Here is a 24,148-nt window from a genome sequence, read left to right on the forward strand (position 1 = left end):
GCGCGGCGGCTTGGCGGGCGTAGCCTTTGGTGTCCAGGCGCGCCGCCTGCCGCCACCGCGACTCGAGAGTCGCCTCCCGGGCCGCGCTGTCGGCGGCGGCGCGGATCCAGGAATCGGTGGTGCCCCAGAGCTTGTCGGTTTCCGCGTCGGTCAGGTCCAGCAGGTGCGAGACGGCGGCGCTGCGGCGCCACAACGCCTTCAGGTTGCGGGTGAACAGCGACGCGGTCCCCGGCTCCGCGGTCGCGCCCCAGTCGCCATATGTAGCAGCGACGGCGGTCATCTCGCGGGTGCGCAGCACGTCGGCGCGGACCGCCGCGAGCAGCCGCCCCCGGCCCACGGGCTCCGGTTCCCGCAGGTACAGATCACGCCGCCAGCGCACCCCGCGCCGTCCGCGTTCGGTGACGTGATCGACCCACGCTCGGGGGACACCGCCGGCGACGGCCGCGGCGGTGAGGGCGTCGCGGTGTTGCAGGCGGATGTCGAGGCGGGTGTGCCAGTCCACCGTCAGCATCCGGCCACCGGCTTCCTCCTGCCGCCCGTATTGCTGGAGCTGTTCGGCGACGACGGTCTGGTTCTGGATCGCGCGCAGCACCCGAACGTGGTTGCGCGCCACCACGACCGGCTCCCGCTGGGCGTCGTCGACGGCCAGCTCCACCCCTCCGCGTCCCGGCCGTGGCCGGGTCACGGCCCGACCTCCCGATCAGCGGCCGCGGCCGGCGTCACCGGCGTCGGCTGAACGTCGAGGTCGACCTCGCCAGGTCCGTTGATCGGGAGGTCGAGGGCGTCGATCGCGTCGGCGAGGCTGCTTCCCTCGGTGAGGTCGAGACCGGGGTCGTCGGTGGCGGCCAGGTGCTCGAGGTAGGTCTCGGCGGTGAGTTCCTCGGCCAGCCCCCGCACCGCGTCGACGCTCACCGCCGACGGTGCGCCACCGCTGTCCAGGTCCGGGCCGAGGTCGACGTCCGGGGCGAGGTCGACGAGTTCGGCGTCGAGGATCGTGTCCGGGTCGGTGCCGGTGTCCTCGGTGTATCGCTCGGCGTAGGCGGCGTCGGCCGCGGCGTGGGCGTCGGACAGCCCCGCGGTGCTGTGGGCGGCGGCGTACTCGGCGGCGGCCCGCATCGTGGCCGCCTCCTGCGGCGACGCGGTTGTGGTGAGGGTGTCGGTGAATCCGGCGGCGCGGCGGCGGATCTCGATCAGCAGTTGTTTGAACTCCACATCCAGGTCGTGGCGTTGCTTCTCCTGCTCGGCGCGCTCGGCCAGGCTCTGGATCCGCCGCCGGTGAAACTCCCGGTTGTCGCTGCGGGCGGCGGCGGCATCGTCGGTGCGGCGTTGCAGGTCGGTGTCGCCGCGCTCGATCTGCCGCTGTTTGACGTTCTTCTCCAGCTCGTGCAGTTCCTCGGTGCGCTCGTCGCGTCGCTCGTGCCAGCCTTTCTGCAGGCCGTGGAGTTCGGCCTTGTTGGCGCGCTCGAACGCGCTGTCGGCGTCGCGGCGCGCGAGATCGGCGTCGCCGCGCTCGATCTGGCGTTGCTTGACCTGCATCTCGAGCAGATGCTGCTGGCGTTCGTGGCGCTGGCGGTCCTCGTAGCCGGTGACTTTCAGGTCGTGGATCTCGGTGTCCTGGTGGCGTTGCCGTTCGGCGTCGGCTTCGCGGCGCGCGAACTCCGCGACCGAGCGGGACTCCGATGCGCGGCGTTGCAGGACGTTCATCGTCATCGCCGCGCTCTGCATGCCCTGGAAGAAGCCCTGCCGGAGGGCCTGGCCGCTCTCCTCGACCGGATCGCCGTTCATGCGCTCACCTCCAGCGCCGACAGCCGCCACCCCGCACCGGGGGTCGCGCGGACGGCGCGGGCACGGACGACGAGCCGGATCGGCGCACCGAGATCACCCGGCTCCAGGGTCACGGTGAGCACGCGGGCGGCGTGGGTGCCGGTATCGGGCGGGTGGTCCTCGTCGGTGACCTCGACAGCCGTGGCGACGGTGACCCCGGCGGCGGCCCACTGCTGCCACACCTCAGCGGTGACCGGCGCGAGCACCGTCGCGGCGGGTTCCCCCAGGCGCGCGTAGTCCGGGTCCAGCAGCGGTGTTGCGCGCCGGAACGCGGCCCGTTGGTCGGGATCATCGACGGGCCGGTATCCGAAGATCGTTGCCGTGGCCGCGGCCAGCACCGCGTCGGGTGAGCATCCGTCCACGTGGTCGAAGGGGGCCGCGAAACCGCCTGTGGCGCAACCGGGGACCGCGGCGTGGTCCGGGTCCGGTGTGTGCGCACACCCGGACGCGGCGGCCGCGATCAGGAGCGTCAGCGCCAGTGTTGCTGTGGCCGGTCTCATCTCGGGCTCCTCGGGCGGATCACTGGGAGGGGGCGGCTGGCGGGCAGGCCGATGAGCGGGCCGGCGCGGTGGCAGTCGGCGGCGGGGTTGAACACCGCGTCCACGCCGAGGTCCAGCAGCACCGACGACGCGGTCGCCGCGAGGTACAGGTGGTCGACGTTCACCGCGTCGAGGTGGGTGACGACCAGCCGCAGCACGGCGGTGTGCGCGTGCAGCAGCGTGCGGGCCTGCCCGGCGAGCGCGATCGCATGCTGGGCCGCGGTCTGCGACGCGATCGCCTCCGACGCGAACTCCACGCCGCGACCGAGGACGGTCCGCCAGACCGGTACGCCGTCACCGCGGCACACGACGAAACCCCGTCGAGTCGCCGCAGTCCACATCAGCAGGGACACACTGGCTTTCCCACCCCTCGGCCGCGCCGCCCAGTGCGGACGTGCTGCTCGCGGCCGCCTGGTTGCGGTCGCGGTGTGGTCCGGGGGTGCGGTGAGCCCGGCGAGCAGTGCGGCGCCGTCGCCGAGGACATGTGCGGTAGCTGGCGTCATGGTGGAAGTCCTTTCGAGGGGTGTGCGGCCGGTGCGACGAGAAGCAGTGCAGGCGAGGCGGTCTCGAACGTCCGGCAGGGAGTGCGCCTGGCTGGGGCGCGTCGTGGCGGTCATGGTTCGGGCCCGCGGTCAACTGCACGCCCTGGTGCCGCGGCGGGGGTGGCTGTGGGTGTGGTGGTGTCGAATTCGGTACCGGTGGTGAGCGCGGCCGCGTCGACCGCGGTCGTGATCCGGTGACCGGTATCCAGCGAAGCCGGGGTGGGTTCGCGGGCGAGCAGGTCGCGGATCCGATCCACCATCTGGCCTGATGCCGGTGTCGGGTCCGTGCTGAGGTCGCCGCTGAGCCCGGCCGCGGCGAGGGCGACGGTTTGGTGTGTGCGCTCGCTGGTGTCGGCGCGGACGTGCGCGCGCCAGCGTTCGGCGAGCGTGGCAGGGTCGGCGTCGCGGACGCTGTCTGCTGCGGCGGTCCAGGTGTGTTCGCCCCACAGCTGCTCGGCTTCGGTGTCGGAAGGTTCGAAGATCGCGGTCAGCGCGGCGACGCGGTCACTGGAGCGCCGCAGTTCGCGGTCGAACAGGCTCGCGGTGCCCGGTTCGGCCTGCGCGCCGCGCTCGCCGTAGGCGGCGGCGACCGCGGCCAGGTCCTGCACTCGCGCGATCTCCGCGCGCAGCCGCCGGGCCAGCACTTCGCGGTCGACCGGTGCCGGTGTGCGCCAATGCAGTTTGGCGCGCCACGCCATTCGCAGCTCGCCGCGTTCGCGGACCTGATCGACCCACTCCTGCGGCACGCCCGCCGCCACCGCCGCGGTTTCGAGCGCCTGCTGCACTCGCACCCGCTTCTCCAGCTCCCGATACCAGTCCGGAGAGGGTCGCGCAGAGGTGCGAGCGGACTCGCGCTCGGCGCGATCCACGATGCCGTTGATCTCCGCAGCTTGGTGATGAATCGCCTTGAGTACCTTGGCCTGCACTCGCGTCGGACGGCCCGTCATCGCCGCCACCCCACTGCCGCGACCGCCGGTGCCAAGTCGTGCGGTGCCGCGAGGCCCCTACGGTCGCCACCGTCGGTGGTCAGGCTCGGCCGGCAGCCTCGTACGCGGGGTCGTAACGCCGGATGTCCATCCGTTCGCCCTGCCACGCCGACAGGGGTGTGATGGTGACGGTCTGGCCGGTTTGCGGGGCCTGGAGCACGAGGTCCTCGCCGCGGTCGGTGCGGCCGTAGAGGATGCCGACGTGATGGGACGCCCGGTCGCCCGGTTCGGTGAAGAAGATCAGATCCCCCGGCGCGCGGTCGGCGAACGGCACCACCCGCGCCGAGGGGTGGTCCTGTTGGGCTTGGGTGTAGTGCGGCAGCTTGATTCGGCCGCCGGAGGCTTGATAGACCGCGTACAAGGTCAGTCCGGAGCAGTCGAACCCACCCATGGTCGGGCCGCCGATATCGCCGCCGCCCCACACGTAGTCGGTGCCGATCCATCCCTCGGCGGCGCGGATCACCGCCGCACCGAACTCCCCCGCCGGCGCAGGCGGTGGTGTCTGTGTCCCGTCCGGTCCGCATCCCGCGGGGGGCTGTCCGGCCCCGGGGGCGGGCATCGAGGCCACGTCGATGCCGGCGAACTCGGCGTACAGTCGCCGCGCCAGTTCCAGCTGCCCCGCGTAGGCTGCGGGGGCGGATCGTTCGATCTCCTGTGCCAGGGCTGCCGGGGACATCGCCTGCGCCCCAGGTAGTTTCATCGCCTTGTCGTAGAACCAGTTGATCTGCTCGAGCGGGGTCATCAGTTCGGCGATCGAGTACCGCGGTCCGGAGCCGGGCGCGTCCGGGCCGTAGACGCTGGCGCGCATCTGGTGCACGCCGAGCGAGTCGTGATCGTGGCCCTCGCCGTCGTTGCTGTAGCGCAGCGACTCCGGGATCGCCGGGTTCGCCAGATTCCGGAACGTGGACTCGGTCGCCTGCGCCGCCAGCTCGGCCACGATCACCGATTCGGGCTGGCGGCGCTGCTTGCCGATCGCCACCCCTTGGCGAGCCAGCAGTAGTTGCCGCTCGGACAGTCCCGCTACCGATGCTCCGGTCGGGCCGTCCACCGCTCCACTCGAGGGCAGCGCAGCCGCGCAGGTCTGGGCCGGGTCGGCGCCGAGGATCACCACCAACAGCAACACGGTCACTGGTAGCGAGAGGGTGAGCGCTGCAATCGATTTCGCGCCGTTCATCGCCTACCTGCCTGGAGCTGTTCATCGGACCGGCCCGCCGCTGCGACCCAGCCCGTGCCGGTGGCCGATCCGGTCGGCGCCGAGGGCTGTGGCGACCTCGTCCAACAGCGACGCCACCGCAGCGGCCTCTTCGGGGTCGTGGCCGTCGCCGGTGACCACCGTCGCCACCGCGTGGTCGTCGAGGCACAGCAGCAGGCGCGTCCGTGGTGCGGCAGCGATCGCGCGGTGGCGCGCGGCGGTGAGCAGGGCGGTGGCAGCCGTAGCCGCTGTTCCGGCGGAACCGCGTTGCACGTGTAGGGCATCGCGGGTGGGCCCGACGGTGAGTTTCCAGGTGACCGTCATCGGAGTTCTCCTTTCTCGCAGGCGTTTTGGGGTTGTCGGGCACCCGCTGGTCAGTCGGGGCCGACTCCTGCGCCCGGGTCTCCGGGATCCGTGGCGGAGGCAGCGGGGGCGCTGCCGTCCCACTGCATGGCGGTGTGCGGGAGGTAGTTCTCGGCGGCGAGGTGGTTGCGGTAGTCGTCGAGGATCGGGTCGGGGGCGTGGTAGTTGTCGGCGGTGGGGTCGTGGCGGTACCAGTGGCCGTCCGGGCAGACCTCGACCGCGGTGCGGTGGGTTCGGGTGAGGATGTCGATCGCGCTGTCGTAGCCCTGCCGGTCGAGGATCTGCCAGGTCACCGGTCCCATGTGCAGGTCGACCCAGTGCAGGTCGCGGCGTTGACTGTCGCTGTAGGCGTGCCGGTGGACCGCGGCGTAGGGGGTGCGGCGCGCCCAGGTGAGCTGGAGGCCGGCCAGGGCGTAGTCACCGGTGCCGGCCGGGGCCGGTGGCGCGATCCGGTCGACGCCGAGCAGGTGGCCGCGGGCGGCGGCGAATCCTTCCAGCACTCCCTGGGCGGCGTTGGCCGAGGTGAAGCGCAACAGGATCCCGCCCCAGGTCAGGGTGACCGTCGCGTCCGGGGTGTGGGCCCATCGCACATCGATGCGGGAATCCGCGACGCCCTGGACGCGGGCGCTGGTGCGGGTGACGATCGCGCTCAATCGTGTCGCGGGATGCGGGTGCTGGTCGGGGCTCATCGGGCACTCCGTCCTCGGCCCGCCGCTGCGGTAGGTTCTCTCGTGTCGTTCGCGGCTTCTCCGCATGCCGTGCTCGAATCACCGCTGGTCCCAACGGTTGTGCGTCGGTGGCGGCTCCTCGGCAGGTCGCGTGGTGCAGGCTTCGGCCGATCGTGCGGGCAGGATCGATGCGTGCCTGGATCCGAGACATTCCCGCCGGTCACAGTTCGGCCCCCGGATCGCTGGCCTGTACGGGTGGTGCAGCCGAGTGCGGTGGGGTGCCGGCTGTGCCGGATTCCCAGGCCATGCCGGGGTCGGCGGGTAACGCCGCATCAGCGGCGCCCGCAGCGGACCGTGGGGGATCGAATCCGCTGTCGCCGGCTGCCGAGTGTCTTTCGCTGCCGTTCTCGGGGATTTCCGGCGAGATCTCCGCGGGCGTAGTCCGGTGGTGGTCGATGTCGGCGGGCCGCACACCATCGGGTGAGGTGGCCTGGTCAGGGCGTGTGGCGGTGGCGTGGATGTGTTCGGTGGCCAGTGCGAGCAGCGTGTGGGGTGTCGGGAATCCGTGGCCGAGGGGTTGGCCGGGGTCGTTGGCCGGGTCGGGTTCGAGTGCGTCGAACAGTTCCGTGCTGACCGCGGCGAACGGCGGCGAGGCATATGCCCGCCACCGCTTGTCGAGCACACGCTGAGGTTGTGCATGGATGAGTGCGGTGCGACGCGGCCGGTCGGCGGTGACCGTCGCCCACAGCTGTTCGCGTTCGGCGTCGGTCGCGGTGATCGCGTCGGCATAGACGGAGGCCAGCAGCCAGCGCAGCGCGATGTTGCGGCGGAACGTTCGATCCAGATAGGAGTCGGGGTCACCGGGATAGGGATCGGTCGCCGTGGCCGGGTCGTGGGCGTGGCGGTAGCGTCGCTCGGCGTCGATAACGGCCATGTCCTCGACCACGACCACCTGCCGGTACAGGGCCCGCAGTTGCTCGTCGCGTCCCTGGCCGGCATCGGGTAGCCGGGTGTCGGCGGTCCACTCGTTCCCTTGTTCGCCCCGCTCGAACGCGGTGATAATCCACCGGGCGGGCACTTCCAGCGTCTTCGCCCGGTCGATGAGGGCGCTCACCTTGCGGTTGAGGACGTGGAGGTTGGATTCCCAGACGCCGCTGTCGCCCCAGCGGCCGGGTCCTTCGTCGGCGACGGCGGAGTGCGCGGCGGCGGCGTTCTGGATGTCGGCCAGTAATCGTCGCTGCCACAACGGTATCCGGGTCGCCGGGATCCCGGTGGCACCGACAGGGGGCTCCTCATTCCACACGTACGACCAGGGGTCGGTCATGGTGTCCTCCCGACGTGGTCGGGCCGGGACATGGGGGCTCGGGCTCGCACTCGGCGCCGCGGCGCGGCGTGCATCGGCAACCGCCGCACCGTCGTGTCGAGGAACTCGCCGGCCGCGCCGCGGCACACGGCCGGACCGCCGCCACATCGCCCCCGAGATCTCGCCGATACTTCGCAGACGAGCGCTGGGCGAATGCACTCTGCGACAGGTGAGCTCAGTCATCGGGGCCTCCTGCGATCGTTGTGGCGGTGTGGCGGGTGAGGTGATCGAAACGTTTGTTGGTGTTGTGGATGTCGGCGTCGCGTTCTGCGGGGGTGAAGGTCATGCGCACGGGGATGCCGGGTTCACCGGCTTCCCCGGTCTTGATCAAGAAGCAGCCGGTCCCGGGCGGTAGCTCGCGTTCACCGGTGTCGTCGTCGCTGTCGTCGGTGGGTGGCCGGGGTGCGGCCCAGGAAGTGAGCAACAGCTTCTCGGTCTCGGTAATCGACACCGCGCCGCGGATGCGGTCGACTTCGTCCGGCCCGACAGGGCCGAGGATCTTCGCGCGGGCGCGTTCGAAGAACCCGAGCGCCTTCGCCTGGCTGGCCGCGCTGTCGAAAGCGGCCAGGTCTTTGATGGTGTGGCTGCACATGATCAGCTCGGTCGCCAGGCCACGTTGCAGCCGGGTCAGAGCATCGGTGCGGTCGACCATGAACGCGCCCGCGCCAAGAACGCGCCAGATCTCGTCCATCACGACCTGGAAGGTGCGTTTCGGGCCCAGCCCGGCGTCGGACAGCGCGTGGGCGGCGGCGACGGCGCCGAATCCTTCGCTCCAGCACACCATCAGCGCCGCTGCCAGCAGTTTCGTGTCGCCTTCGGGGATGCGGGACACGTCGATGCACACCGCAGGGCTGTCGACGTCGAGCGGTGTGCTGGTGGGGCGGTCGAAGATCGCGCCCCACGGGCCCTCGACCAGCGCCCGCAGCGAGCGGCGCAGGTTCTTGGTGCTCGCCCGATAGGAGACCTCGTCGTCTTCCTCGGCGAACTGCCGCAGCCGGGCCCCGCCGGTGGAGATCACCGCGAGCAGATCCGACAACAGCGGTGGCCGCTCGGCAGCGAATCCGCCTGTCGGGCTGTAGAGTTCGCGCAGTCCGGCGGTGATGAGGGTTTCCTCGTAGTCCGCGACACGCGACCCGCGGACGAGTTCGATGAGCCCGGCGGTGATGTTGACCTGCCCGGCTTCCACACGGGCGGCGACCTGGCGGCGCTGGTCGGGGTCGGTGAACCGGTCGAGCACCGAACCGAGCGCGCCGACGGCGAGGGGGTTGATGGTGCCGTGCCCGTAGCCCAGGTCGACGACTTGCCCGCCGAGGGTGAGCACGAGGTCGCGGTAGTCGGGCTTGGTGTCGCCCATGCACAGCACGGTCTGGCCCTTGGCGACCGCGCCGATCGCCAGCCGCCGGATCAGCGAGCTTTTGCCGAATCCGTTGAGCGCCAGCACGAACGCGATCGGCGCGGGCAGGTATCCGCGCAGAAACCACGACATCGGGTCGAAATGCACCGGGACGCCGGTGACGTAGTGGGTACCGATCGGCGTGCCGGCCGTGGGCGCGGTCGCGCCGACCGCGAACGGCCACAGCCCGGCGACCTGGACCGTGGTGGCGCGCCATTCCGGCATCGACGCCACCACCGCGGCCCGGCCGCCACCTGCACCGGCGTAGCCGCGGTCGGTCAGCCGCGCCCGGGGCCGGTCGAACCCGTCGCGGCGCTGGTCTTCGAGGCGTCGTGCGGCGGTGACGTGGCGGTGGTCGTCGGCCGACAGCCGCGACCGGGCCCGCACGCCGCGCCAGCCCTTGGCGGCGGCCGCGGCTTCGAGTTCGGCGCGGGCGTGGGGAGTCAGCAGCCGGATGCCCGCGACCTGCCGGGTTTTGCGGGTCGTGGCGCGCGCGGCGCGCTGCCGGTCGGTACTCATGGTGTCCCCCAGCGAGGGAGGGAGGAGTGTTCGGGCAGGATCACGCCGATACCGAGGGAGGCGGCGAAGGTTGCGGCCTGGGTGCCGTAGCAGCGGCGCAGGCTCAACCGCGACGCCGCGGCCATCGTCTTGGCCGAGTTGTCGATGCCCGGCAGGTCGGCGTCGAGGGTGTCGGTGATGGTGACCAGGGCACCGACGCGGGTCAGGCCCGCCCCGCTGGCTTGCTCGTGCCGCGAGGCGCGAGTGTTGTCGGTGCGGATCGACGCCGCCGCGGAAGCCATGCCGCGTTCGGTCTGCTCGGCGGCCAGGGCGTCGCGATAGTCGGCGTCGACGATATCGGCGGCCTCGGCCGCCGAATGCAGCCGGTACACGATCGCGACCCGTTTACGGGGCACGTCCGCGCGGGGCCGCAGCAGTTCTTCGAGGACGGTCTCGATCACCGCCCCGCGCGGGGCGGCGTCCATTTCCCAGGTGATCGACCGGCCACCGTCGTGCAGGTAGTGGTCCCAACGGTCGTCGTGGGCGACCGGGCCGACGCTGTCCCAGGTCTGGGTGTCGGTGAGCTTGCGGCCCGCGGCCTCGATGTCGCGTTGCGCGGCCAGGTCGTAGCGAGACCGCACCAGCCCCAGCACTTCCCAGCCTTCCAGCGGTGTCGCCGGCAGCCCGGCCCGCGCCAGCTGCGACAACACCGCCTGCAACCGCTGCCCGATCTCCCGCGCCTGCTCCGCGGCATCGCGCCGGACCCGGCCCTTGCCGATCGCGCGGTAGGTGATCGCGATCCGAGCCTCCAGCCGCACCCCCACCCCGCCGATATCGGCGGCGGCCTGGTTCATCACCGTCCGGGCAAATTCCGGTGCGTCCGCACGGACCAGCCGGGCGACCTCGCGATGCTGTTTGAGATGCGTTTCGACGACCGACTCGGTGACCGCGGTCACCGCCGCCACCTCTCCGCCGCGGGACTGCGCGGCGAGGAACTGCCCGAATTCGGCGACCCAGGAGTCGATCTGGGTCTGGTCGACCAGTTCCTTCCCGCGTGGCAGCACCCGCACGATCACCGTGAAGTGGTCGGTCCGCCGCACATGCACCAGCGCGAACCGCCGCCCGCCCGGGGTCTCGTACTCCGACAGCCGCGAATCCGCCAGCAGCCCCGGCAATCTCGCCGCGCCCGGGATCCGCGCGAACCGGCCCGCCCGATACAACGGCTCACCCCGGCCACGCGCCCATACATACTGGCCCCGCAACGCCAGGTACTCCCAGCCGGTGCGGCCCCCGATCGGCACCGCCAGCGGCACGAACACCACCGCCGCCGCCGCGAGCACCGTGCCGGTCGAGGTCAGCGAACGAGTCGCCATGAACGTGACCATCACCGCGATCACCAGCGCCAGCCCCAGCATCGAGGTGGCCCAGGTCAACCCGAAGAACCCGGCACTGCGAGGGCGCTCCCAGCGCCCGTACATCCGTGGCGCGGTCATCGCCGCACCTCCCGCGGCCCCAGCGCGTCCGGATCCCAGCCCGCCTCGGTGGCTTCGCGGGTCTGCGACTCGACCACCGACCCGGTCTGCTGGACTGCGTGTTTCGCGGCCACAGCGCCACCGATCAGAGCGCCACCAGCACCTCCCGCGCCTACCTTCCCCGCCTGCTTCGCCCCGGCCGAACCGCCGCCCGACGGCGTGCGCGCGGCCTGACCACCAGTCGAGCCACTGGTCCCGGAAGCACCACCACCGCCGGGAGCGCTACCACCGCCGGATGCGCCACCGGAGGTCGCGCGGCCACCGCCACCACCACCGGACGGACCGGGGGGCGCCGCGCCTGCGGGTGGTGCCGAGCCGCCGCCGGGAGCACCGTCGCCTTCGGTGACCTTGCGCGCCTCGGAGCGATCACCGCCGGCCCGGCCCATCGCGACACCGATCGCGCCGCCGGCCAGGGTCGCCGCCGCACCGCCACCACCGCCCAGGGTCGCCACGGCGGGCGCGATCAGGCGCATCAACCCGGGCAGTACCACCGCGACCATCAGCAGCAACAGCAGCCCGAGCAGCACCAGCTGCGGATCCTGCTGCCCCGCTGCGCTGTTAGTTCCCGCGGCGGTGAACGCGATCGCGTAGCACAACGCGCCCACCGGTTTCCACAGCACGAACGCCAGCGCCCACCCCAGCATCCGTTTGTAGGCTTGTGACCCCGGGCCGGTGCCCGAGGCGGCCGCGGCGATCGGCAGGGCGGCGACCACCAGAATGAGCAGGGCTTGGCGGACCACGAGCATCACCAGCTGCACGAGCATGCTGATGACGCCGAGCAGTCCGACGACCAGGAGGACTCCGGATCCGAGTCCGGAGTCGGTGCGCAGCTCGAATTCCGCCAGGCGGGCGACAACGTTTTTCGCGTCTCCCCCGGCGGCGTCGAAGATCACCCAGTCGGAGAAGGCGTCACCGGCGCGGGTGCCGGTGGTGATGACGGCGGCGAACATGGTGGCGGCCATGACGGCGCGCGCGAACATCAGGAACGTCTCCTGTGCTTCCCCGGCGGCACCTCCGCGTTTGGCCATGGCCAGCCGGGCGGCGGCGAACAGGATGCCCGCGATCATCAACAGCACCTGTAGCCCGGTGGTGTATCCGCGGACTGTCGCCAGCACCGAGCCGTTCTGCGTCGTCAGTTGAGGGGACGGCAGGTCTATCCACCAGGTCAGGGACAGCTGCAGGAGCTTGGTGACCCCGTTCAGGAGGGCATCGACCAGCGCGTCGAGACCCGAATTCGCCACGGTCCCAGCAGCGGTTCCGCCGAACTCACCGAATTGGCGGTATTGGCAGACCGACGCGGCGGCACCGGGCAGATCGCACACGCTGTCGGGCAATTGCGTACGCGGTGACGCAGCGAGTGTGCTGCCGAACTCTGTGGCGGCGAGAGCTGTTGGGGTGGTGGTCATGTGGTGGTCCTCCACTGTCCGAAGCCGTCGAGGGTGGCGAGGGGTGTGGCGAGTTGCCAGAGGGTGTCGATGTCGTCGGGGACGCGGACGCGCCAGTCGCCGTCGATCCAGGCCATGGGCCAGGTGCTGGCGGCGTAGCCGTCGCGGGCGCGGACCGCGATCTCGACGACGGCGAAGTCGGGCCGGTATCCGGGCTGGACGCGCAGACCGTCGGGGACGGTGACGTAGCGGGCGGCGGCCGGGGTGGCGGTGCGGCTGCGGGCGAAGCGGTCCAGCAGCGCTTGTCCCCCGCCGAGATACCGTGTGCGGACGACGTTCTGCCACGTTCCTTCCGGTGCCGACAGTGCGCGGGCGAGGGAGTCGCAGGCGGCCAGCGCTGCGCCTTGCGGGGTCTGGGCGAAGCCGTGGGCGATGCCGTCGTCGATGCGGGCGGGCCCGTCGCTGCCCGACATCGGCAGCGCGGCACCTTGCCAGCCTCGCTGCCACTGCAACGGCACAGGCGCAGCCGCCAGGTAGTCGGGCAAGGCAGGGTCGGGTCTGTGGCCCGGGTCTTGGGGTAGCGCGGTGCCGGCGTCGTCGGCGGGGACGTCGAGCCGGTTGCCGAACAAGTCGGTCGTCGGTGGGCGCGTCGCGGTGGCGGACGACGGCAGGCTGGTGACGGCGGTGGTCGCGGGCTCGGTGGCCTGTGGTGTGTCGTCGTTACCGCCGGTCAGGGCGACCGCCGCGGCAGCTGCGGTGACGGCGGCGATGCTGGCCGCCAGGATGATGACGGCACGGCGGCGGGTCGGCACGGTGTGTCCCCTTTCCATTACGGCTGTGGCAGGGCCACGGCGTCGGCGGGCAGGGTGATGACGGCGGTGACGGCGGCGGGGTGGGACGGGTCGTCGGGAAGCTGCAGGCGCCAGTCCCCGTCGCGCCAGACGACGGTGGCGGTGTTGCGTGTGAGTGAGGCGTCGGGCTGGCGGGTGTAGATCGCGGTCTGGGCGAGATCCGGTGTGTAGCGAGTGATCTGGTAGCCGAGCAGGCGCGGTGGGGTGGTCGGCGGTGTGGTGAGCGAGATCTGGGCACGGGCCACTGCCCAGCTGTCGCGGCCGGGCCCTGGTGCGGTCATCTGCTGCACGAGCAGTGGCCATTGGCTGTCGGTGGCGACCGAGATGCGGACGGTGGCGTGGATCGCGGCGAGCGCGGCGCCGACCGGTGAGCGGTCGAACCCGGCGGCGACGGGTCCGGCGTAGTCGCGGGGGCCTTGCTCGGCCACCGGGAGCGCGATGCCTTGAAAGGTGATCCAGGCGAGGCGTGCCGGCAGTTCGTGCAGGCGGGCCGTGGGTGGTGGCGGCGGCGTGGGATCGTCGGTGCTGGTGCAGGCCCCCAGGACGGTGGCGACGCCCAGCAGCCAGGCGGCGACCGCTGCCGGTCCGGTGGGTGGCGGTGGTGTCTTCACGTGGTGTCTCCCCAGGGGTTTCGGTGGTCAGTGGTTCGGGAGGAGAGCGGCGGCGAGGCCGCTGGCAGCGCCGACCAGCACGGCGGCGAACAGGGAGGCGCCGAGTCCTTCGATCGCTTCCTCGCGGTAGAGGCGGGTGGCCAGTTGCCCGCCGACGACGATCACGCGGGCGATACAGACCAGCAGCACCGTCCAGGCCAGCCAGCTCAGCAGTTGGGTGAGCGGTTCGAGCACGGTGGCGGGCAGCGGTTTGGCGATCACGCTGTGCCCCTGCCGGTCTCGTCATCGAGGTGGAGGGCGCGGGTGGGGCCGGTGGTGGCGCGGTAGGCGATCTCGAGGGCGCGGGTGATGGTGTCGGCCACGATCTCCGGCTGGGTGTGGGGCAGGGAATGCCCTGCACGGGGGACGGTTTCGTAGTCGGCCCAGAGTTTGTCGGCCAGCCGGGCGGATTGGGTGGGTGGCACGATGCGGTCGCGGTCGCCCGCGACGACGAACGACGGGGTGCCGCGTAACCGCGCCGCGGCACCGGCGGTGAGGACGTAGCCGCGGTAGGCGGCCAGCACGTCGGTGACCACCCGGGGGTCGGCGGCGCGGTCGGCGGTGACGAGGTGGGCTTTCGCGCCGAGGCGCTGGCTGTGGCGGCGGAACCGGCGTTCGGTCGCTGCGGCGGCGGTCGCGGCGACAGCGTCCAGCAGCGCGGTGTTGCGGCATCGGTGCAGCCATCGTGGCACGTGCCTGAAATGCGTGGGGAGCGTGGGGAATTCGGGGAATTCGCCGGGGCTGTTGAAGAACACCATGCCGGCGAGGGTGGCGGCGTGGCCCGGGTAGCGTTCGGCCCAGGCGTGCACCACGAGCGCTCCGGCGGAGTGCGCGGCGAGCACGACCGCGCCGGTGGCGCGGGCCAGCACGGTGTCGAGGTCGTCGACCAGGTGGTCCATGGTGGTGCGGGCGCGGCGGTCCGGGCGGCCGGAGTTGCCGTGGCCGCGCTGGTCGTAGGTGATCTGGGCGATGCCGCCGTGCATGCGCTCGTGCAGGCATGCGGTGGCGGGATGCCAATAGCTCGAGTCGGTGAGCAGGCCGTGGACGTAGACGACGGTGGCCGCTGCCGCGTGCCATCCCAGCCGCGTCGCGGCCAGGCGGACGCCGTCGGCCGACGCGATCGTCATCGAGTGGTGGTCATCGTTCATGATCAGATGGATGTCCTTGTCACAGAATGGATTTCGGGACGCGCAGCAGCATCGCGATGCCGTCGTGGTCTGGCGGCGACGGCCGCCGGTACGGAAAGACGTTGGGTGGCTGTCGATGTCGTCATGCCGGTAGGTGTCACGGCTAATGGGTGATGACCTGGCTCATGATCGAGCCCGCGCTGGTGGCGATGACGCCGCCGATCAGGGCGCCGAGCACGATCTTGGGGCTCTCGAGCGCGCCTCCATGCCAGCGTTCCCAGCCGAATCGCCCGCCCGCGTAGATCAGGGCACCGATGCCGGCGAGCATGACCATCCACGACAGCCAGTTCACGATGTTGATCAGCAGATCCGAGCCTGGCGGTGGCTTCGGGGATATCGGGATCGGGTCTGCGGCAACGACTGTCGCGTAGGCAAGGAGGCGAGTCATAAAGTTCTCCCGGGTGCAGGGCCGGTGGGGCGGGCCGCGGCGATCAGGGATGTGATGGCGGCCGCGGCGTGGTGGACGTCGGCGGGCACGGCGTCGGTGAGCGGTGCGCGCCGGGGCGGGGACGGATCGGCGGGGGTGTAGCGGGCGAGGTCGGTGAGGTCGTGCACGAGCAGGGCGTCGTGCCAGCCGATCGCCCAGACCGCGTCGTCGACGAGGTCGGCGACGGTGCGCCGGTAGCGGCGTACCGTGGCCGGAACGCGGCCGGGGCGCACGGCGGTGAGGACGAGGCCGAGGACGGTGACGCCGTCGGGGGCGAGTCCGGCGTGCCACTCGCGCAGCCGGTCCGCGGCGGCGGTGAGGCCGGGCAGGCAGTCGCGGGCGGCGATGACGACCCGCTGGGTGGTGGCGGGGTTGGCGGGCCAGGCCGGTCCGGTGTCGGCGGCGTGGGCCCACCACTGCGCGAGGGTGGAGGTGCCCGCGCCGCCGTGGGCGCCGAGGACGGCGAACAGCGGCGGGTAGGGGCCGGTGGTCGGCAGCGGCTGCGTGCGTACCGGTGCTCGGCGCTGCGGCGCGGGTGCGGCAATGGTGTCCGGTTCCCACCGGTGAGGCGGGTCGCTGGGGGTGTCGATCGCGTGCAGCGCGGAGGTGTGGGAGGTCATCGGTGTCATCGCTGGGCCTGGATGTTGGTGATGAGCACCCCGCCGCCGTCGGCCGGTCGGGTGTTGACCAGTTGCAGGTAGTCGACGCGTTGCCGGTCGGGGTGGACCTCGGCCACGTGGACCGCCGCGGTGGCGGGGTCGATCGGGGTGACCGCGACGCAGTGGGTGGTCCCGGCGGGGATCGACGCGATTCCGGCGGCGAGAGCGTCCGGCGCCATGGCGGCTTCGGGGGCGACCAGTCGCAGCGCTGCCTCGGCGGAGCGGAGCCGGTAGTACGCGTAGTCGAACGCGGCGACGATCGTGGTGACGCTGCTGGTGTCCCCCGCGCCGTCGGTGACCACCGTGCCCGCCAGGCCAGCGCACGCACCGCCCGCCGCTGCGGCGCTGGTGGTGGGTGGTGTCGCGGTCCGGGCCGGGATGGCGGTGCGGGATTCGGGGTGGTGGGCGGCGAGGGCACCGCCGGCCACCAGGACGGTCGTCGCGGTGGCGGTGGCGGCCAGGACGATCCATCCTCGTCGCGGCAGCAGCGCGCGCCGGGACGGGCGGTCGGGTGCGGACGGGCGGTCAGTGGGGTGGTCTGCGGGGATGGTCAGCCATTGCCATTCGCCGCCGTGGTCGGTGCTGGTGGCGGGGGTGGGTGGCTGGGCGGTGGGGTGCGTGCGCACGGTGGTGGTGTTCAGCCAGCCCCAGCCGTGGTCGGGTTCGGTGTCGGTGATCGTGTTGTGGGGCACGGGAGTTCACCTCCTCGTGGTCGGGTGGTTGTGGTGGGTGGGGCCCTTCGGGGAGACCCCCGCGAGGGACCTGTGTGTCCCGGGGCGCCCGGGACGGGTCTCCGCCGAAGGGCCCTTTTCAGGAACCCGGCACCGCGGTGGAAGGGGAAGTGCCGGGTTCGGTCCGGGTGGTCGTCGGCGGGGCCGACGACCGGGGTGAGGTTGCGGGGGGCGCGGGTGTGGCGCGGGTGGTGTTCGGGTGGGTGGTGGCGAGGTCGCGGGCGGCGGCGGTGAACCAGTCAGCGATCGCGGTGAGCGGGGCGGTGCCGGTGGGGGTGGACGCGGCGGTGGTGTAGGCGCCGTGGCGGCCGCTGACCGAGGAGTACTGGGTGCGGGTGGCCAGCTCGTACAGGTCGCTGTCGTCGGTGACGGTCGAGGAGATGGCGTCGAAGGCTTGGTTGATCCAGCCGAACGCGGTCTGCGGCGGGACCAGCTCGGCGACGGCTCCGGCGAGCTTGGTGCCCAGCACGCCGAGGGCGGCGGCCGGGTTCGACAATCCGACGGTGGCCAGTTCGGCGATCGTGGCCGGGGTGAACACCTTCTGCGCGACGGTGAACGCGGTGTTCAGCCCGATGGTGCCCAGCCGGAACAACACGCCCAGCGCCTGGTCCGGTCCCGGCAGCGGGGTGGCAGGATCGGCGGCCTCGGCCAGCCGCTGCCCGAGCGACTTCTCGGGTTGATACGACAGCTGGTCGAGACTCGTGCCGGACAAGTCCTCGGTGACCACCCCCGCGGCGGTCTTCCACGCGGTCGCGGCCAGGGCCTGCGCGGTGGTGGAGATGGCGGCGATGGGGTCGCGCAGATCCGTCTGCGCGGCAATGCGATTCACCGTTTGCGCCAGCGGCGACCCCGGCGGGGTGTCGCAGGCCATGTCGCCGGCCGCGCACAGGTCCGCGACCCGGCCGGTCAGTGTCCCGTAGTCCGGGCCAGGTGCGGCCGAGGCGGCGATGCCTGCGCCGGTGGCGGCCTGATCGGTGAAGCGGATCGCCGTCACCTGGGAGCCCGTCGCGCCGGGGACGGCGGCCGGGGACGTCTGGCCGGGTCGGCCGGGGAAGGTCGGTGTGTTCGCCGCCCGTTGCGGGTTGCCGAGCAAGGCGATCCCGGCGACGGCATCGGCGGGCACACTGCCGTGGCCGGTGCCGGTGCGCTGGGCGAAGTCAGCGACCGCAGCGGCGCCTTGCCCGTAACCGGCCGCGGCGATCTTGGTGTCCGGGCACCGGCGGGTGACATCGGTGGCCATCGCGTCCAGGTGTGCGGACGCGGCGGGCACGGCCTGCTCGAAGGGTTGCTCGGTGCCCTCGCCGGTGGATCCGTAGCGGACGTAGGCGCGTTGCACCAGGTCCCCGGCCGCCGAGGTGAGTGGCGCGAACAGTTGGCCGAGCGCGCCGGTGTCGACCGTCGGCGCGGTATCGGCCGACGATTCCTCCGGGCCCTGCACTCCCAGCACGTACAGGGCCGGGCAGGCTCCGCTCAGCGGCGCTGTCGTATCGCCCGGCGCCTGTGCGGACGCGGGGACCGCGGTGGCCAGGAGTGCGGCGCCCAGCAGTCCTGTGAGGGCGGCGGTGACCGGCCGACTGTTCCGGTGATTGCGGATCATGGTGTGTCGCAACGGGTCTCACCTCCCCGTGTCGCCGGGGTGCGCGGTCGCTGGGTGTCCGAGTGCGGCGCTGAGGAAGTCCAGGGCGTCGACCGTCCCGGCGGAGGCGGCGGCGAAGTGCCCGGTGGGATAGTCGCGCCAGTGCACGTCGGCGCCGAGAGCCCGGTAGTCCTCGTACAGTCGGCGGCCCTGGTCGACGGGCACGAGGCCGTCGCGGGTGCCGTGGTACAGGTGCACCGGCACGGTGGGGCCACCGAGCCCGCCGCGTTCGCGGGCGAAGACCAGGCGCCACAGCGGGTCGTTCCAGGGGTCGTCGCGCTCGCACCAGTGCCCCACCGCCCGCCGGTACTGCTCGTAGAGTTGCGAGGCGGTGGCGGATTCGGCGGCGCCGATGGTGCGGAGGCCGTCGACGGTGAGCACGTGGTGCACCGGGATATGCCCGTGGGCACACCGCAGACCGATCAGCCCGGCGAACACCAGCCCCGACCATGGACCGCCGTCCAGTCGCGGCGCCAGCTCCCCCGGGTCGCTGACGACCGCCCCGGCCGCGACGGCCCGCAGGTCCAGCTCCGGCGCGTATTCCGCGCACAGTTCCCCGGCCGCGATCGCCGCGCGGCCGCCGTCGGCATAGCCCCAGACCCCGATCGGGGAGTCGCTGGCGTCGAGGTCGGGCAGCCGCCGGGTCGCGCGGGCCATATCGAGTGCGACGTGCCCGGCCGCACGGGAGGCGAGGAACGTGTGCGGCCCGGTGCCGAAAATTCCGAGCCCTTCGCCATCGGGCACCGCGACCGTCCACCCCCGCGCCAGCGCGGCACCCAGACGAGCGGCCTCCGGTTCGTCGCCCGCCATGAGCAGCTGCGACGGCGCGCACGGACCGCCCAGGCCGTGAAAGGACGGGCAGTACACCAGCATCGGTGCCGCACCCGCGGTCGCGGCGGCTGGAGCGAGAACTGTTCCGGACACCGCGATCGGCCGGTCGTAGGAGTTGGTGGAAACGTAGGCGATATGCCAGGCATAGACAGCCTGGGGAAGTTGCGGGAGACCGACCTTGTGCAGTGCCAGCAGATCTCCGGGGCGGCGAGCGTCGTCGAGGTACAGGGGTGGGAACATGCCGCGCGGCAGGACGGAACCCGGTGTGGCGGGGGTGGTGTCGGTCATGGACGGCTCCCGGTGAGGTCGTGGGCGGTGGCGACGAGCCAGGCGATGCCGGAGGCGAGTTGCCCGGTGGCGGCGTAGCCGTTGTGCAGGCCGACGGTGTCGGCGAACCGCGCCCACACCGCCGGATCCACCAGGTCGGCGTTGTCGGTGCCCAGCTGGCCGACGGCCGCGGACAGCTGGCCCGCCAGCGCGGGCAGCAGACGCAGCGGATCAGCCGCCACGACCGCGGTGAGCTGGCCCCACCGGGCGTCAGCAGCGGCGCGGTCGTCCGGTGTCGGTGCGGGAGTGCGGGGGTCGGCGGCGTCGATCAGGCGTTGCGCGAGGCTTTCCTGCGGCGCATATCCGGCGGTGGCGCCGTCGATCGTGAAGTCGTGGAGGCGGATGGTGGTCCAGGCGTCGCCGAGTGCGCCCGCCAGCAGCGCGTTCACCGAGCCGACGGCGGCGATCGGGTCGCGCAGATCCGCGCGGGCGGCGAGTTCGGCGGCGAACCGCAGCAGCGCGGCGTGGTCGGGCGCCGAGCAGGCCAGGTCACCGGCCACACAGATCTCGGCCACCCGGCCCGCCAGCGCGCCGAAATCCGCGCCGTCCGCGGCGATTCCGCTGCCCGGCGCCGGTCCCCCCGCGACCACAACACCCGACACCGCCGCCCCGTCGGTTCCCGGTGCCGCGTCGGGCACGGTCTGTCCCGGACGGCCGGGAAAGACACCGGCCTCCGCGGGCCGATCCGGATCGGAATACAGGGCGACGGCCGCGACCTTCTCCGGGGCGACCGGTCCCTCCCCCGCGCCGACGCGTTGCGCGAATGCCGAGACGGCTTGTGCGCCCTGGGAATAGCCGACGGTGGCCTGCATCGTGTCGGGGCATGCGGCGACGACGTCGGCCGAGGCGGTGGTCAGCCGGTCGACGGCGTCGGCGACCGACGTGGCGTAGGGGGCAGTGCCGCCGCCGGGCACCGCGCCGCCGAAGCCGGCGTCGTAGCCGATGTAGGCGCGCTGGACCAAGCCGGGCACGGTGGCGACGACCGGCCCGAGGACCGCGCCCAACACGCCGGTGTCGGCGGTCGGGTCGGCATCCGGCGCGGACTGGCCGGTCCCCTGCACCGCCAGCACGAACAATGCCGGGCAGCCGGGCCCAATCGGAACAGCCTGTGCCGCAGCCGGTCCGGCGATCCCGGTCATGCCGGTGATCGCGGTCGCGCAAGAGGCGGTCAGTGCGGCGATCATCGCTCGCGCCGAGGATGTCGTCGGGCTCATTGGCCCACCCCGACACCCGCGCCGAATCCGGCACCGACGGTTCCGGCCGCGATCGCGGCCCCGGCCAGGGCCGCCCCGGACACGCGGTCCGAGCGCCCGGCCGGGAGCCCGACCGAATCCAGCGCGGTCGCGAGCGCGGCCTCGGCGTCCGCCGCGGTGGTATTGACGCAGTCGCGGACCTCGGGCGGCAGCCACGGCGACGACGGTGTTTCCCATTGACCGAGGCGAATCGTGTTGTCCGGGGCCTGGATAGGCGCTACCGGCGGCACCGGCTCGGGCAGGTGCAGATCCTCCAGCTGCACCGGTGCCACCGGCTCCGGCGACGGCTCCGGCCGCGGTCGTGGTTGCGGCCCGTTGCGCACCTGCGGCGGCTGCTCGGCGTAGGCGGGCGCCGGTGCGGGTTCCGGCTCGACCACCGCGGGCGGCGGAGGCGGTGGTGGCGGTGGTGGCGGAGTGCTGGTGCCCGGTTGCGCGGGTGTCGTCACGCCGGGCTGGTCGGCGACGGTGTCCGGAACGGACGCAGCCACGGCTACCGCGCAGCACGCGGCCATCAGCGTGACCGGCATCACCGCAGCGACTCCGATTTGGGCTGTCCGCCGGGTTCCGGAGACCGTTCGCGGGCACCGGACAATGGCGGGTCCGGACGTTTTCCGCGACCGCTCCGGGATATTCACCAGAATAGCCGATCCGGCAATGAGTAAGGTGACTTTTCCGTGTGCAGGCATGACGAGATAACCCTTTGTCGTGAGGGTGAGGAATGGGGGTTCGGGAAACTCTGCGGGTTTCCCTGCCGCCTCCCGGCTACGGCCTCGGAGCCGGGAGGCGGGTCATCGGAGTTGTGTCCGTCAGAGGAACGACAGCACCAGCGACAAGGCTTGCGATGCCACCGCCAGCCCGTTCGACACCAGGGCCAGGCCGGCGTTCGCCCACGTCACGATCGTGTATGGATCCACAGTGAAACTTCCCTCCTGAGTGGTTCGGTCTACCGCGACCCACACAACACCGGTGTCCAGCAGAAATCCAGGATTCGATGTGTTCTAATCCGTACTAGTAGTTTTTTACACACATCGAAAACACCCCAGAAGCTGCGACGACGCGCGAATGTGTCATTCTTTTACACACATCGGCAATGTTCGAAAGTGTCTGTAACTACGGGTGCATTCGCACGTGCACGATCACGCGCTAATGCGTGGCTACCGGAATGGGTTAACTACCGTTGCCAGACGGAATGATGTCTGGTAGGCATGGACTGTTCGGGGGAACCTTTCAGACTACCCAGCGGACCCTCATGTCCGGAAGCCCCAAATGCGAAGGGGGGAACTTGTTATGAAACGCACTCCGCAGAAGGGCCATCGGCGGACGCGTCGTCATCCGGCCGGGCCCGACACCGGAGTCCTGGATCTCGGGAGGTACCTAACTCAGCTCCGCGAGACCACGCAGCCGAAGTTGTCCCGCCGGCTCGTCGAAGACATCACAAATTTCAGCCAAGCCACCATCCGCCAGCTGGAGGCGAACCGTCTCAAGCACCCGAGACTGGAGATGCTCGACGTCTTCGCCAGGCTGTACCGGGCCGATTCCGCGCAGACCCAGCACATCCGCGACCTCGCGTCACCCCCGCTCCCGCTCGCGGGACCCGAGCCACTGCGCGACTGCCTGCTGGCCAGGCCCGAACACATGCAGCACCTCGACGACCTCGAGCGCCGGGGGGTGCTCGCGGGATACTTCGATCCGATGCTGACCGTGCTAGCCATGAACACCCTGATGCGCACCGCGTTCGTCGGCCTCGCCGAGATCGGCAGCCTCGCCCGCTGGTGGTTCTCCCCCGCCGGACTCGCAGTCGTCGTCGACCACCCCACCGAGACCGAGTTCCTGGTCGCCTTCCTCAAAGGCCAGATGGGCCGATACCGCACCGCACCGCGGACCCTCGAAACACTCGCCGAGCTACTGCCGCACCCACAGTTCCACAAGCCCTACACCACCAGCACGCGCATCGCCTTCGAACGCTCCACCTCCGATCCCATCCACTTCCGCAACTCCGACACCGGCGAAATCGCCACCGCCAGTGTCCATATCCAGCGCGTCTCCAACACCACACCGACGCTGCTGTTCAGCGTGTTCCCCCACGAGCACGTCGCCATCCCCAACCCCGGGCGGGACGTAACTCCCGACTAATTCGTCAGCGCATCGTTCCCGTCCCAGCCGAAGCCACTCCGACAGGCGGCCCCCGGACGACACGTCCACACCACACCAGCAGCGCACGCCCAGCCCCTCCCTCACAGACGAGCCAGCTGTCCGCGGACACGACACCCCCGCCGCACCAGGGGGCGCCACCGGCCAACACACACCCCATCGGCCAGGCCCGGCTCCATGCGAAACGGCCTAGTCGCCCCGAAAGCCCTCCGCCCGTGAACGTTCGAGGCCCCCATGAACGATCAACCCCTCCACCGCCCGCAAACCTGTCACCAGTCGCCAGCAACACGAACCGGCCATCGATCGGGAACCGATCAACGAGCCAGCAGCGTCACACATCGAACCGCACCGCACCACAGGGAATGCGGCAACTGGACTACCTCTGCCGTTTCTGGCGGGCCAGCCCGAGCCTCATCACCGACCGCCCCCTCCTGCCCACCACGAGCCCCTCCCCCCTGCCAGCCGATCTCACCGGTGCGCCCTTCACAACGCCAGAGTTTCGATTCGCCATCTCCGTCCTGACCGATAACGGCAGACTGGCATCATCGGCGATGATCGTCGACCACCTGGAATGGGAATCGCACCAACCGATCTCGTTCGCGATGCTCGATCACATCATCATCGTCACTCCGTCGAACCGAGAGGACGACAGCCGTCGGCTCGACCACAGACGACATCTGCGACTACCCGCAGCGATCCGCGCTCGCGCCCGGCTTCGGCCAGGCGACACCACCCTGCTCGTCGCCGTCACCGACAAATCAGTACTCGCCATCTACCCTCCACCCACCGTCTACGAGGCCCTGCACACCCTCGAATCCCGAATATGGGAGCTGGAGTGAGCAGCTCGGAGATCGAGGCCGCTCATCTCCTGCTGACGAAGCTCGGCATCCGACCCCAAGACCTCCTCGACCGCACACCACGCAGCAGACCCATCCCGACCTTCGGCGAATACATCCCCCATATCGAAGCCGCCACCCCGGCCGGAACGGCCCGCACCTACCGCCCGTACTGGCGAAGGCTCCAAAAGACCTGGCACGACCGACGACTCGACGAACCTACAACCCTCGAGCTGCGTCAAATGGTAGAAGACGCCCGCCAGCAAGCCGTTACACGCCGCAACTCCCGCGGCGGCCGATCAGCCGCAGAACACATGGCCGGCG

General features: G+C 71.5%; 25 protein-coding genes. 2 read left to right on the forward strand and 23 right to left on the reverse strand.

Going from position 1 to position 24,148, the window contains the following annotated elements; genetic code table 11:
* The 23 genes from ON41_RS15210 to ON41_RS15320 all read right to left on the reverse strand — a co-directional run.
* The coding region (locus ON41_RS15210; protein WP_157185474.1) for a hypothetical protein at positions 1 to 685 on the reverse strand (685 nt) is incomplete at its 3' end.
* Positions 682 to 1,785, reverse strand: coding sequence for a hypothetical protein (locus ON41_RS15215; RefSeq protein ID WP_040748292.1), 1,104 nt, complete (start codon positions 1,783 to 1,785; stop codon positions 682 to 684). The genes ON41_RS15210 and ON41_RS15215, both read right to left, overlap by 4 nt.
* Positions 1,782 to 2,324, reverse strand: a complete 543-nt coding sequence (locus ON41_RS15220) for a hypothetical protein (RefSeq protein ID WP_040748293.1) — start codon at positions 2,322 to 2,324, stop codon at positions 1,782 to 1,784. Before ON41_RS15220 ends, ON41_RS15215 begins: the two co-directional genes overlap by 4 nt.
* Positions 2,321 to 2,866 carry a hypothetical protein gene (locus tag ON41_RS41600; protein ID WP_157185475.1) on the reverse strand — a complete coding sequence of 182 codons (546 nt, stop codon included), beginning with the start codon at positions 2,864 to 2,866 and terminating at the stop codon, positions 2,321 to 2,323. The genes ON41_RS15220 and ON41_RS41600 overlap by 4 nt, the downstream gene beginning before the upstream one ends.
* 110 nt (positions 2,867 to 2,976) lie before the next feature.
* The gene (locus tag ON41_RS15230) at positions 2,977 to 3,852 is read right to left on the reverse strand and encodes a hypothetical protein (RefSeq protein WP_157185476.1); all 876 of its coding nucleotides are present in this window, start codon (positions 3,850 to 3,852) and stop codon (positions 2,977 to 2,979) included.
* 79 nt (positions 3,853 to 3,931) lie between these two features.
* Entirely contained in the window at positions 3,932 to 5,020 is a 1,089-nt protein-coding gene (locus ON41_RS15235; RefSeq protein ID WP_246829534.1) for a C40 family peptidase, read from the reverse strand.
* 66 nt (positions 5,021 to 5,086) lie between these two features.
* Positions 5,087 to 5,407, reverse strand: coding sequence for a hypothetical protein (locus tag ON41_RS15240; protein WP_040748297.1), 321 nt, complete (start codon positions 5,405 to 5,407; stop codon positions 5,087 to 5,089).
* Between the two features lie 50 nt (positions 5,408 to 5,457).
* A complete protein-coding gene (locus ON41_RS15245; protein ID WP_051161542.1) occupies positions 5,458 to 6,135 on the reverse strand; it encodes a hypothetical protein in 678 nt (225 codons plus the stop codon).
* A gap of 199 nt (positions 6,136 to 6,334) precedes the next feature.
* Positions 6,335 to 7,438 (reverse strand): hypothetical protein, encoded by a 1,104-nt coding sequence (locus ON41_RS15250; RefSeq protein WP_040748298.1) that lies wholly within the window; start codon positions 7,436 to 7,438, stop codon positions 6,335 to 6,337.
* 214 nt (positions 7,439 to 7,652) lie between these two features.
* Positions 7,653 to 9,389 (reverse strand): putative type IV secretion/conjugal transfer ATPase, encoded by a 1,737-nt coding sequence (locus tag ON41_RS15255; protein WP_051161544.1) that lies wholly within the window; start codon positions 9,387 to 9,389, stop codon positions 7,653 to 7,655.
* On the reverse strand, positions 9,386 to 10,861 hold the full coding sequence (locus ON41_RS15260; protein ID WP_040748299.1) for an SCO6880 family protein: 1,476 nt from the start codon (positions 10,859 to 10,861) through the stop codon (positions 9,386 to 9,388). The genes ON41_RS15255 and ON41_RS15260 overlap by 4 nt, the downstream gene beginning before the upstream one ends.
* A complete protein-coding gene (locus ON41_RS39015) occupies positions 10,858 to 12,306 on the reverse strand; it encodes a TrbL/VirB6 family protein (protein ID WP_157185477.1) in 1,449 nt (482 codons plus the stop codon). Before ON41_RS39015 ends, ON41_RS15260 begins: the two co-directional genes overlap by 4 nt.
* Positions 12,303 to 13,097, reverse strand: coding sequence for a DUF8175 domain-containg protein (locus ON41_RS39020; RefSeq protein WP_157185478.1), 795 nt, complete (start codon positions 13,095 to 13,097; stop codon positions 12,303 to 12,305). The genes ON41_RS39015 and ON41_RS39020 overlap by 4 nt, the downstream gene beginning before the upstream one ends.
* Positions 13,098 to 13,114: 17 nt before the next feature.
* On the reverse strand, positions 13,115 to 13,747 hold the full coding sequence (locus ON41_RS15275) for a DUF8175 domain-containg protein (RefSeq protein WP_051161550.1): 633 nt from the start codon (positions 13,745 to 13,747) through the stop codon (positions 13,115 to 13,117).
* Between the two features lie 27 nt (positions 13,748 to 13,774).
* Positions 13,775 to 14,008, reverse strand: coding sequence for a hypothetical protein (locus tag ON41_RS15280; protein ID WP_040748300.1), 234 nt, complete (start codon positions 14,006 to 14,008; stop codon positions 13,775 to 13,777).
* The gene (locus tag ON41_RS15285; RefSeq protein WP_040748301.1) at positions 14,005 to 14,934 is read right to left on the reverse strand and encodes an alpha/beta fold hydrolase; all 930 of its coding nucleotides are present in this window, start codon (positions 14,932 to 14,934) and stop codon (positions 14,005 to 14,007) included. Before ON41_RS15285 ends, ON41_RS15280 begins: the two co-directional genes overlap by 4 nt.
* Before the next feature lie 142 nt (positions 14,935 to 15,076).
* Positions 15,077 to 15,361 (reverse strand): hypothetical protein, encoded by a 285-nt coding sequence (locus tag ON41_RS15290; protein WP_040748302.1) that lies wholly within the window; start codon positions 15,359 to 15,361, stop codon positions 15,077 to 15,079.
* Positions 15,358 to 16,020, reverse strand: coding sequence for a hypothetical protein (locus tag ON41_RS39025; RefSeq protein WP_051161551.1), 663 nt, complete (start codon positions 16,018 to 16,020; stop codon positions 15,358 to 15,360). Before ON41_RS39025 ends, ON41_RS15290 begins: the two co-directional genes overlap by 4 nt.
* Before the next feature lie 5 nt (positions 16,021 to 16,025).
* Positions 16,026 to 16,751 carry a DUF8176 domain-containing protein gene (locus tag ON41_RS39030; RefSeq protein WP_051161553.1) on the reverse strand — a complete coding sequence of 242 codons (726 nt, stop codon included), beginning with the start codon at positions 16,749 to 16,751 and terminating at the stop codon, positions 16,026 to 16,028.
* Between the two features lie 118 nt (positions 16,752 to 16,869).
* Entirely contained in the window at positions 16,870 to 18,399 is a 1,530-nt protein-coding gene (locus tag ON41_RS41065) for a cutinase family protein (protein ID WP_157185479.1), read from the reverse strand.
* 6 nt (positions 18,400 to 18,405) lie between these two features.
* Positions 18,406 to 19,545, reverse strand: coding sequence for a lipase family protein (locus ON41_RS39035; RefSeq protein ID WP_051161557.1), 1,140 nt, complete (start codon positions 19,543 to 19,545; stop codon positions 18,406 to 18,408).
* The gene (locus ON41_RS15315) at positions 19,542 to 20,798 is read right to left on the reverse strand and encodes a cutinase family protein (RefSeq protein ID WP_246461649.1); all 1,257 of its coding nucleotides are present in this window, start codon (positions 20,796 to 20,798) and stop codon (positions 19,542 to 19,544) included. Before ON41_RS15315 ends, ON41_RS39035 begins: the two co-directional genes overlap by 4 nt.
* Positions 20,795 to 21,364 (reverse strand): hypothetical protein, encoded by a 570-nt coding sequence (locus ON41_RS15320; protein ID WP_040748304.1) that lies wholly within the window; start codon positions 21,362 to 21,364, stop codon positions 20,795 to 20,797. Before ON41_RS15320 ends, ON41_RS15315 begins: the two co-directional genes overlap by 4 nt.
* A gap of 760 nt (positions 21,365 to 22,124) precedes the next feature.
* Between ON41_RS15320 and ON41_RS15325 the strand changes: the two genes are divergently transcribed.
* Both ON41_RS15325 and ON41_RS15330 read left to right on the forward strand, forming a co-directional pair.
* The gene (locus tag ON41_RS15325; RefSeq protein WP_157185480.1) at positions 22,125 to 22,970 is read left to right on the forward strand and encodes an MmyB family transcriptional regulator; all 846 of its coding nucleotides are present in this window, start codon (positions 22,125 to 22,127) and stop codon (positions 22,968 to 22,970) included.
* A 380-nt stretch (positions 22,971 to 23,350) separates the two neighbouring features.
* Entirely contained in the window at positions 23,351 to 23,827 is a 477-nt protein-coding gene (locus tag ON41_RS15330; RefSeq protein ID WP_040748306.1) for a hypothetical protein, read from the forward strand.
* Positions 23,828 to 24,148: the final 321 nt, after the last annotated feature.

This window comes from Nocardia transvalensis NBRC 15921, from assembly GCF_000308875.1.
Lineage (GTDB): Bacteria > Actinomycetota > Actinomycetes > Mycobacteriales > Mycobacteriaceae > Nocardia > Nocardia transvalensis.

Coding starts and splice junctions, on each gene's coding strand:
- ON41_RS15240 (WP_040748297.1), bottom strand. CDS start 5,407: ATGACGGTCACCTGGAAACTCACCGTCGGGCCCACCCGCGATGCCCTA.
- ON41_RS15230 (WP_157185476.1), bottom strand. CDS start 3,852: ATGACGGGCCGTCCGACGCGAGTGCAGGCCAAGGTACTCAAGGCGATT.
- ON41_RS15290 (WP_040748302.1), bottom strand. CDS start 15,361: ATGACTCGCCTCCTTGCCTACGCGACAGTCGTTGCCGCAGACCCGATC.
- ON41_RS15325 (WP_157185480.1), top strand. CDS start 22,125: ATGAAACGCACTCCGCAGAAGGGCCATCGGCGGACGCGTCGTCATCCG.
- ON41_RS15320 (WP_040748304.1), bottom strand. CDS start 21,364: ATGCCGGTCACGCTGATGGCCGCGTGCTGCGCGGTAGCCGTGGCTGCG.
- ON41_RS39015 (WP_157185477.1), bottom strand. CDS start 12,306: ATGACCACCACCCCAACAGCTCTCGCCGCCACAGAGTTCGGCAGCACA.
- ON41_RS39025 (WP_051161551.1), bottom strand. CDS start 16,020: ATGACCTCCCACACCTCCGCGCTGCACGCGATCGACACCCCCAGCGAC.
- ON41_RS15285 (WP_040748301.1), bottom strand. CDS start 14,934: ATGAACGATGACCACCACTCGATGACGATCGCGTCGGCCGACGGCGTC.
- ON41_RS15260 (WP_040748299.1), bottom strand. CDS start 10,861: ATGACCGCGCCACGGATGTACGGGCGCTGGGAGCGCCCTCGCAGTGCC.
- ON41_RS15215 (WP_040748292.1), bottom strand. CDS start 1,785: ATGAACGGCGATCCGGTCGAGGAGAGCGGCCAGGCCCTCCGGCAGGGC.
- ON41_RS15255 (WP_051161544.1), bottom strand. CDS start 9,389: ATGAGTACCGACCGGCAGCGCGCCGCGCGCGCCACGACCCGCAAAACC.
- ON41_RS15220 (WP_040748293.1), bottom strand. CDS start 2,324: ATGAGACCGGCCACAGCAACACTGGCGCTGACGCTCCTGATCGCGGCC.
- ON41_RS15330 (WP_040748306.1), top strand. CDS start 23,351: ATGCGGCAACTGGACTACCTCTGCCGTTTCTGGCGGGCCAGCCCGAGC.
- ON41_RS39035 (WP_051161557.1), bottom strand. CDS start 19,545: ATGACCGACACCACCCCCGCCACACCGGGTTCCGTCCTGCCGCGCGGC.
- ON41_RS15315 (WP_246461649.1), bottom strand. CDS start 20,798: ATGAGCCCGACGACATCCTCGGCGCGAGCGATGATCGCCGCACTGACC.
- ON41_RS41600 (WP_157185475.1), bottom strand. CDS start 2,866: ATGACGCCAGCTACCGCACATGTCCTCGGCGACGGCGCCGCACTGCTC.
- ON41_RS15245 (WP_051161542.1), bottom strand. CDS start 6,135: ATGAGCCCCGACCAGCACCCGCATCCCGCGACACGATTGAGCGCGATC.
- ON41_RS15250 (WP_040748298.1), bottom strand. CDS start 7,438: ATGACCGACCCCTGGTCGTACGTGTGGAATGAGGAGCCCCCTGTCGGT.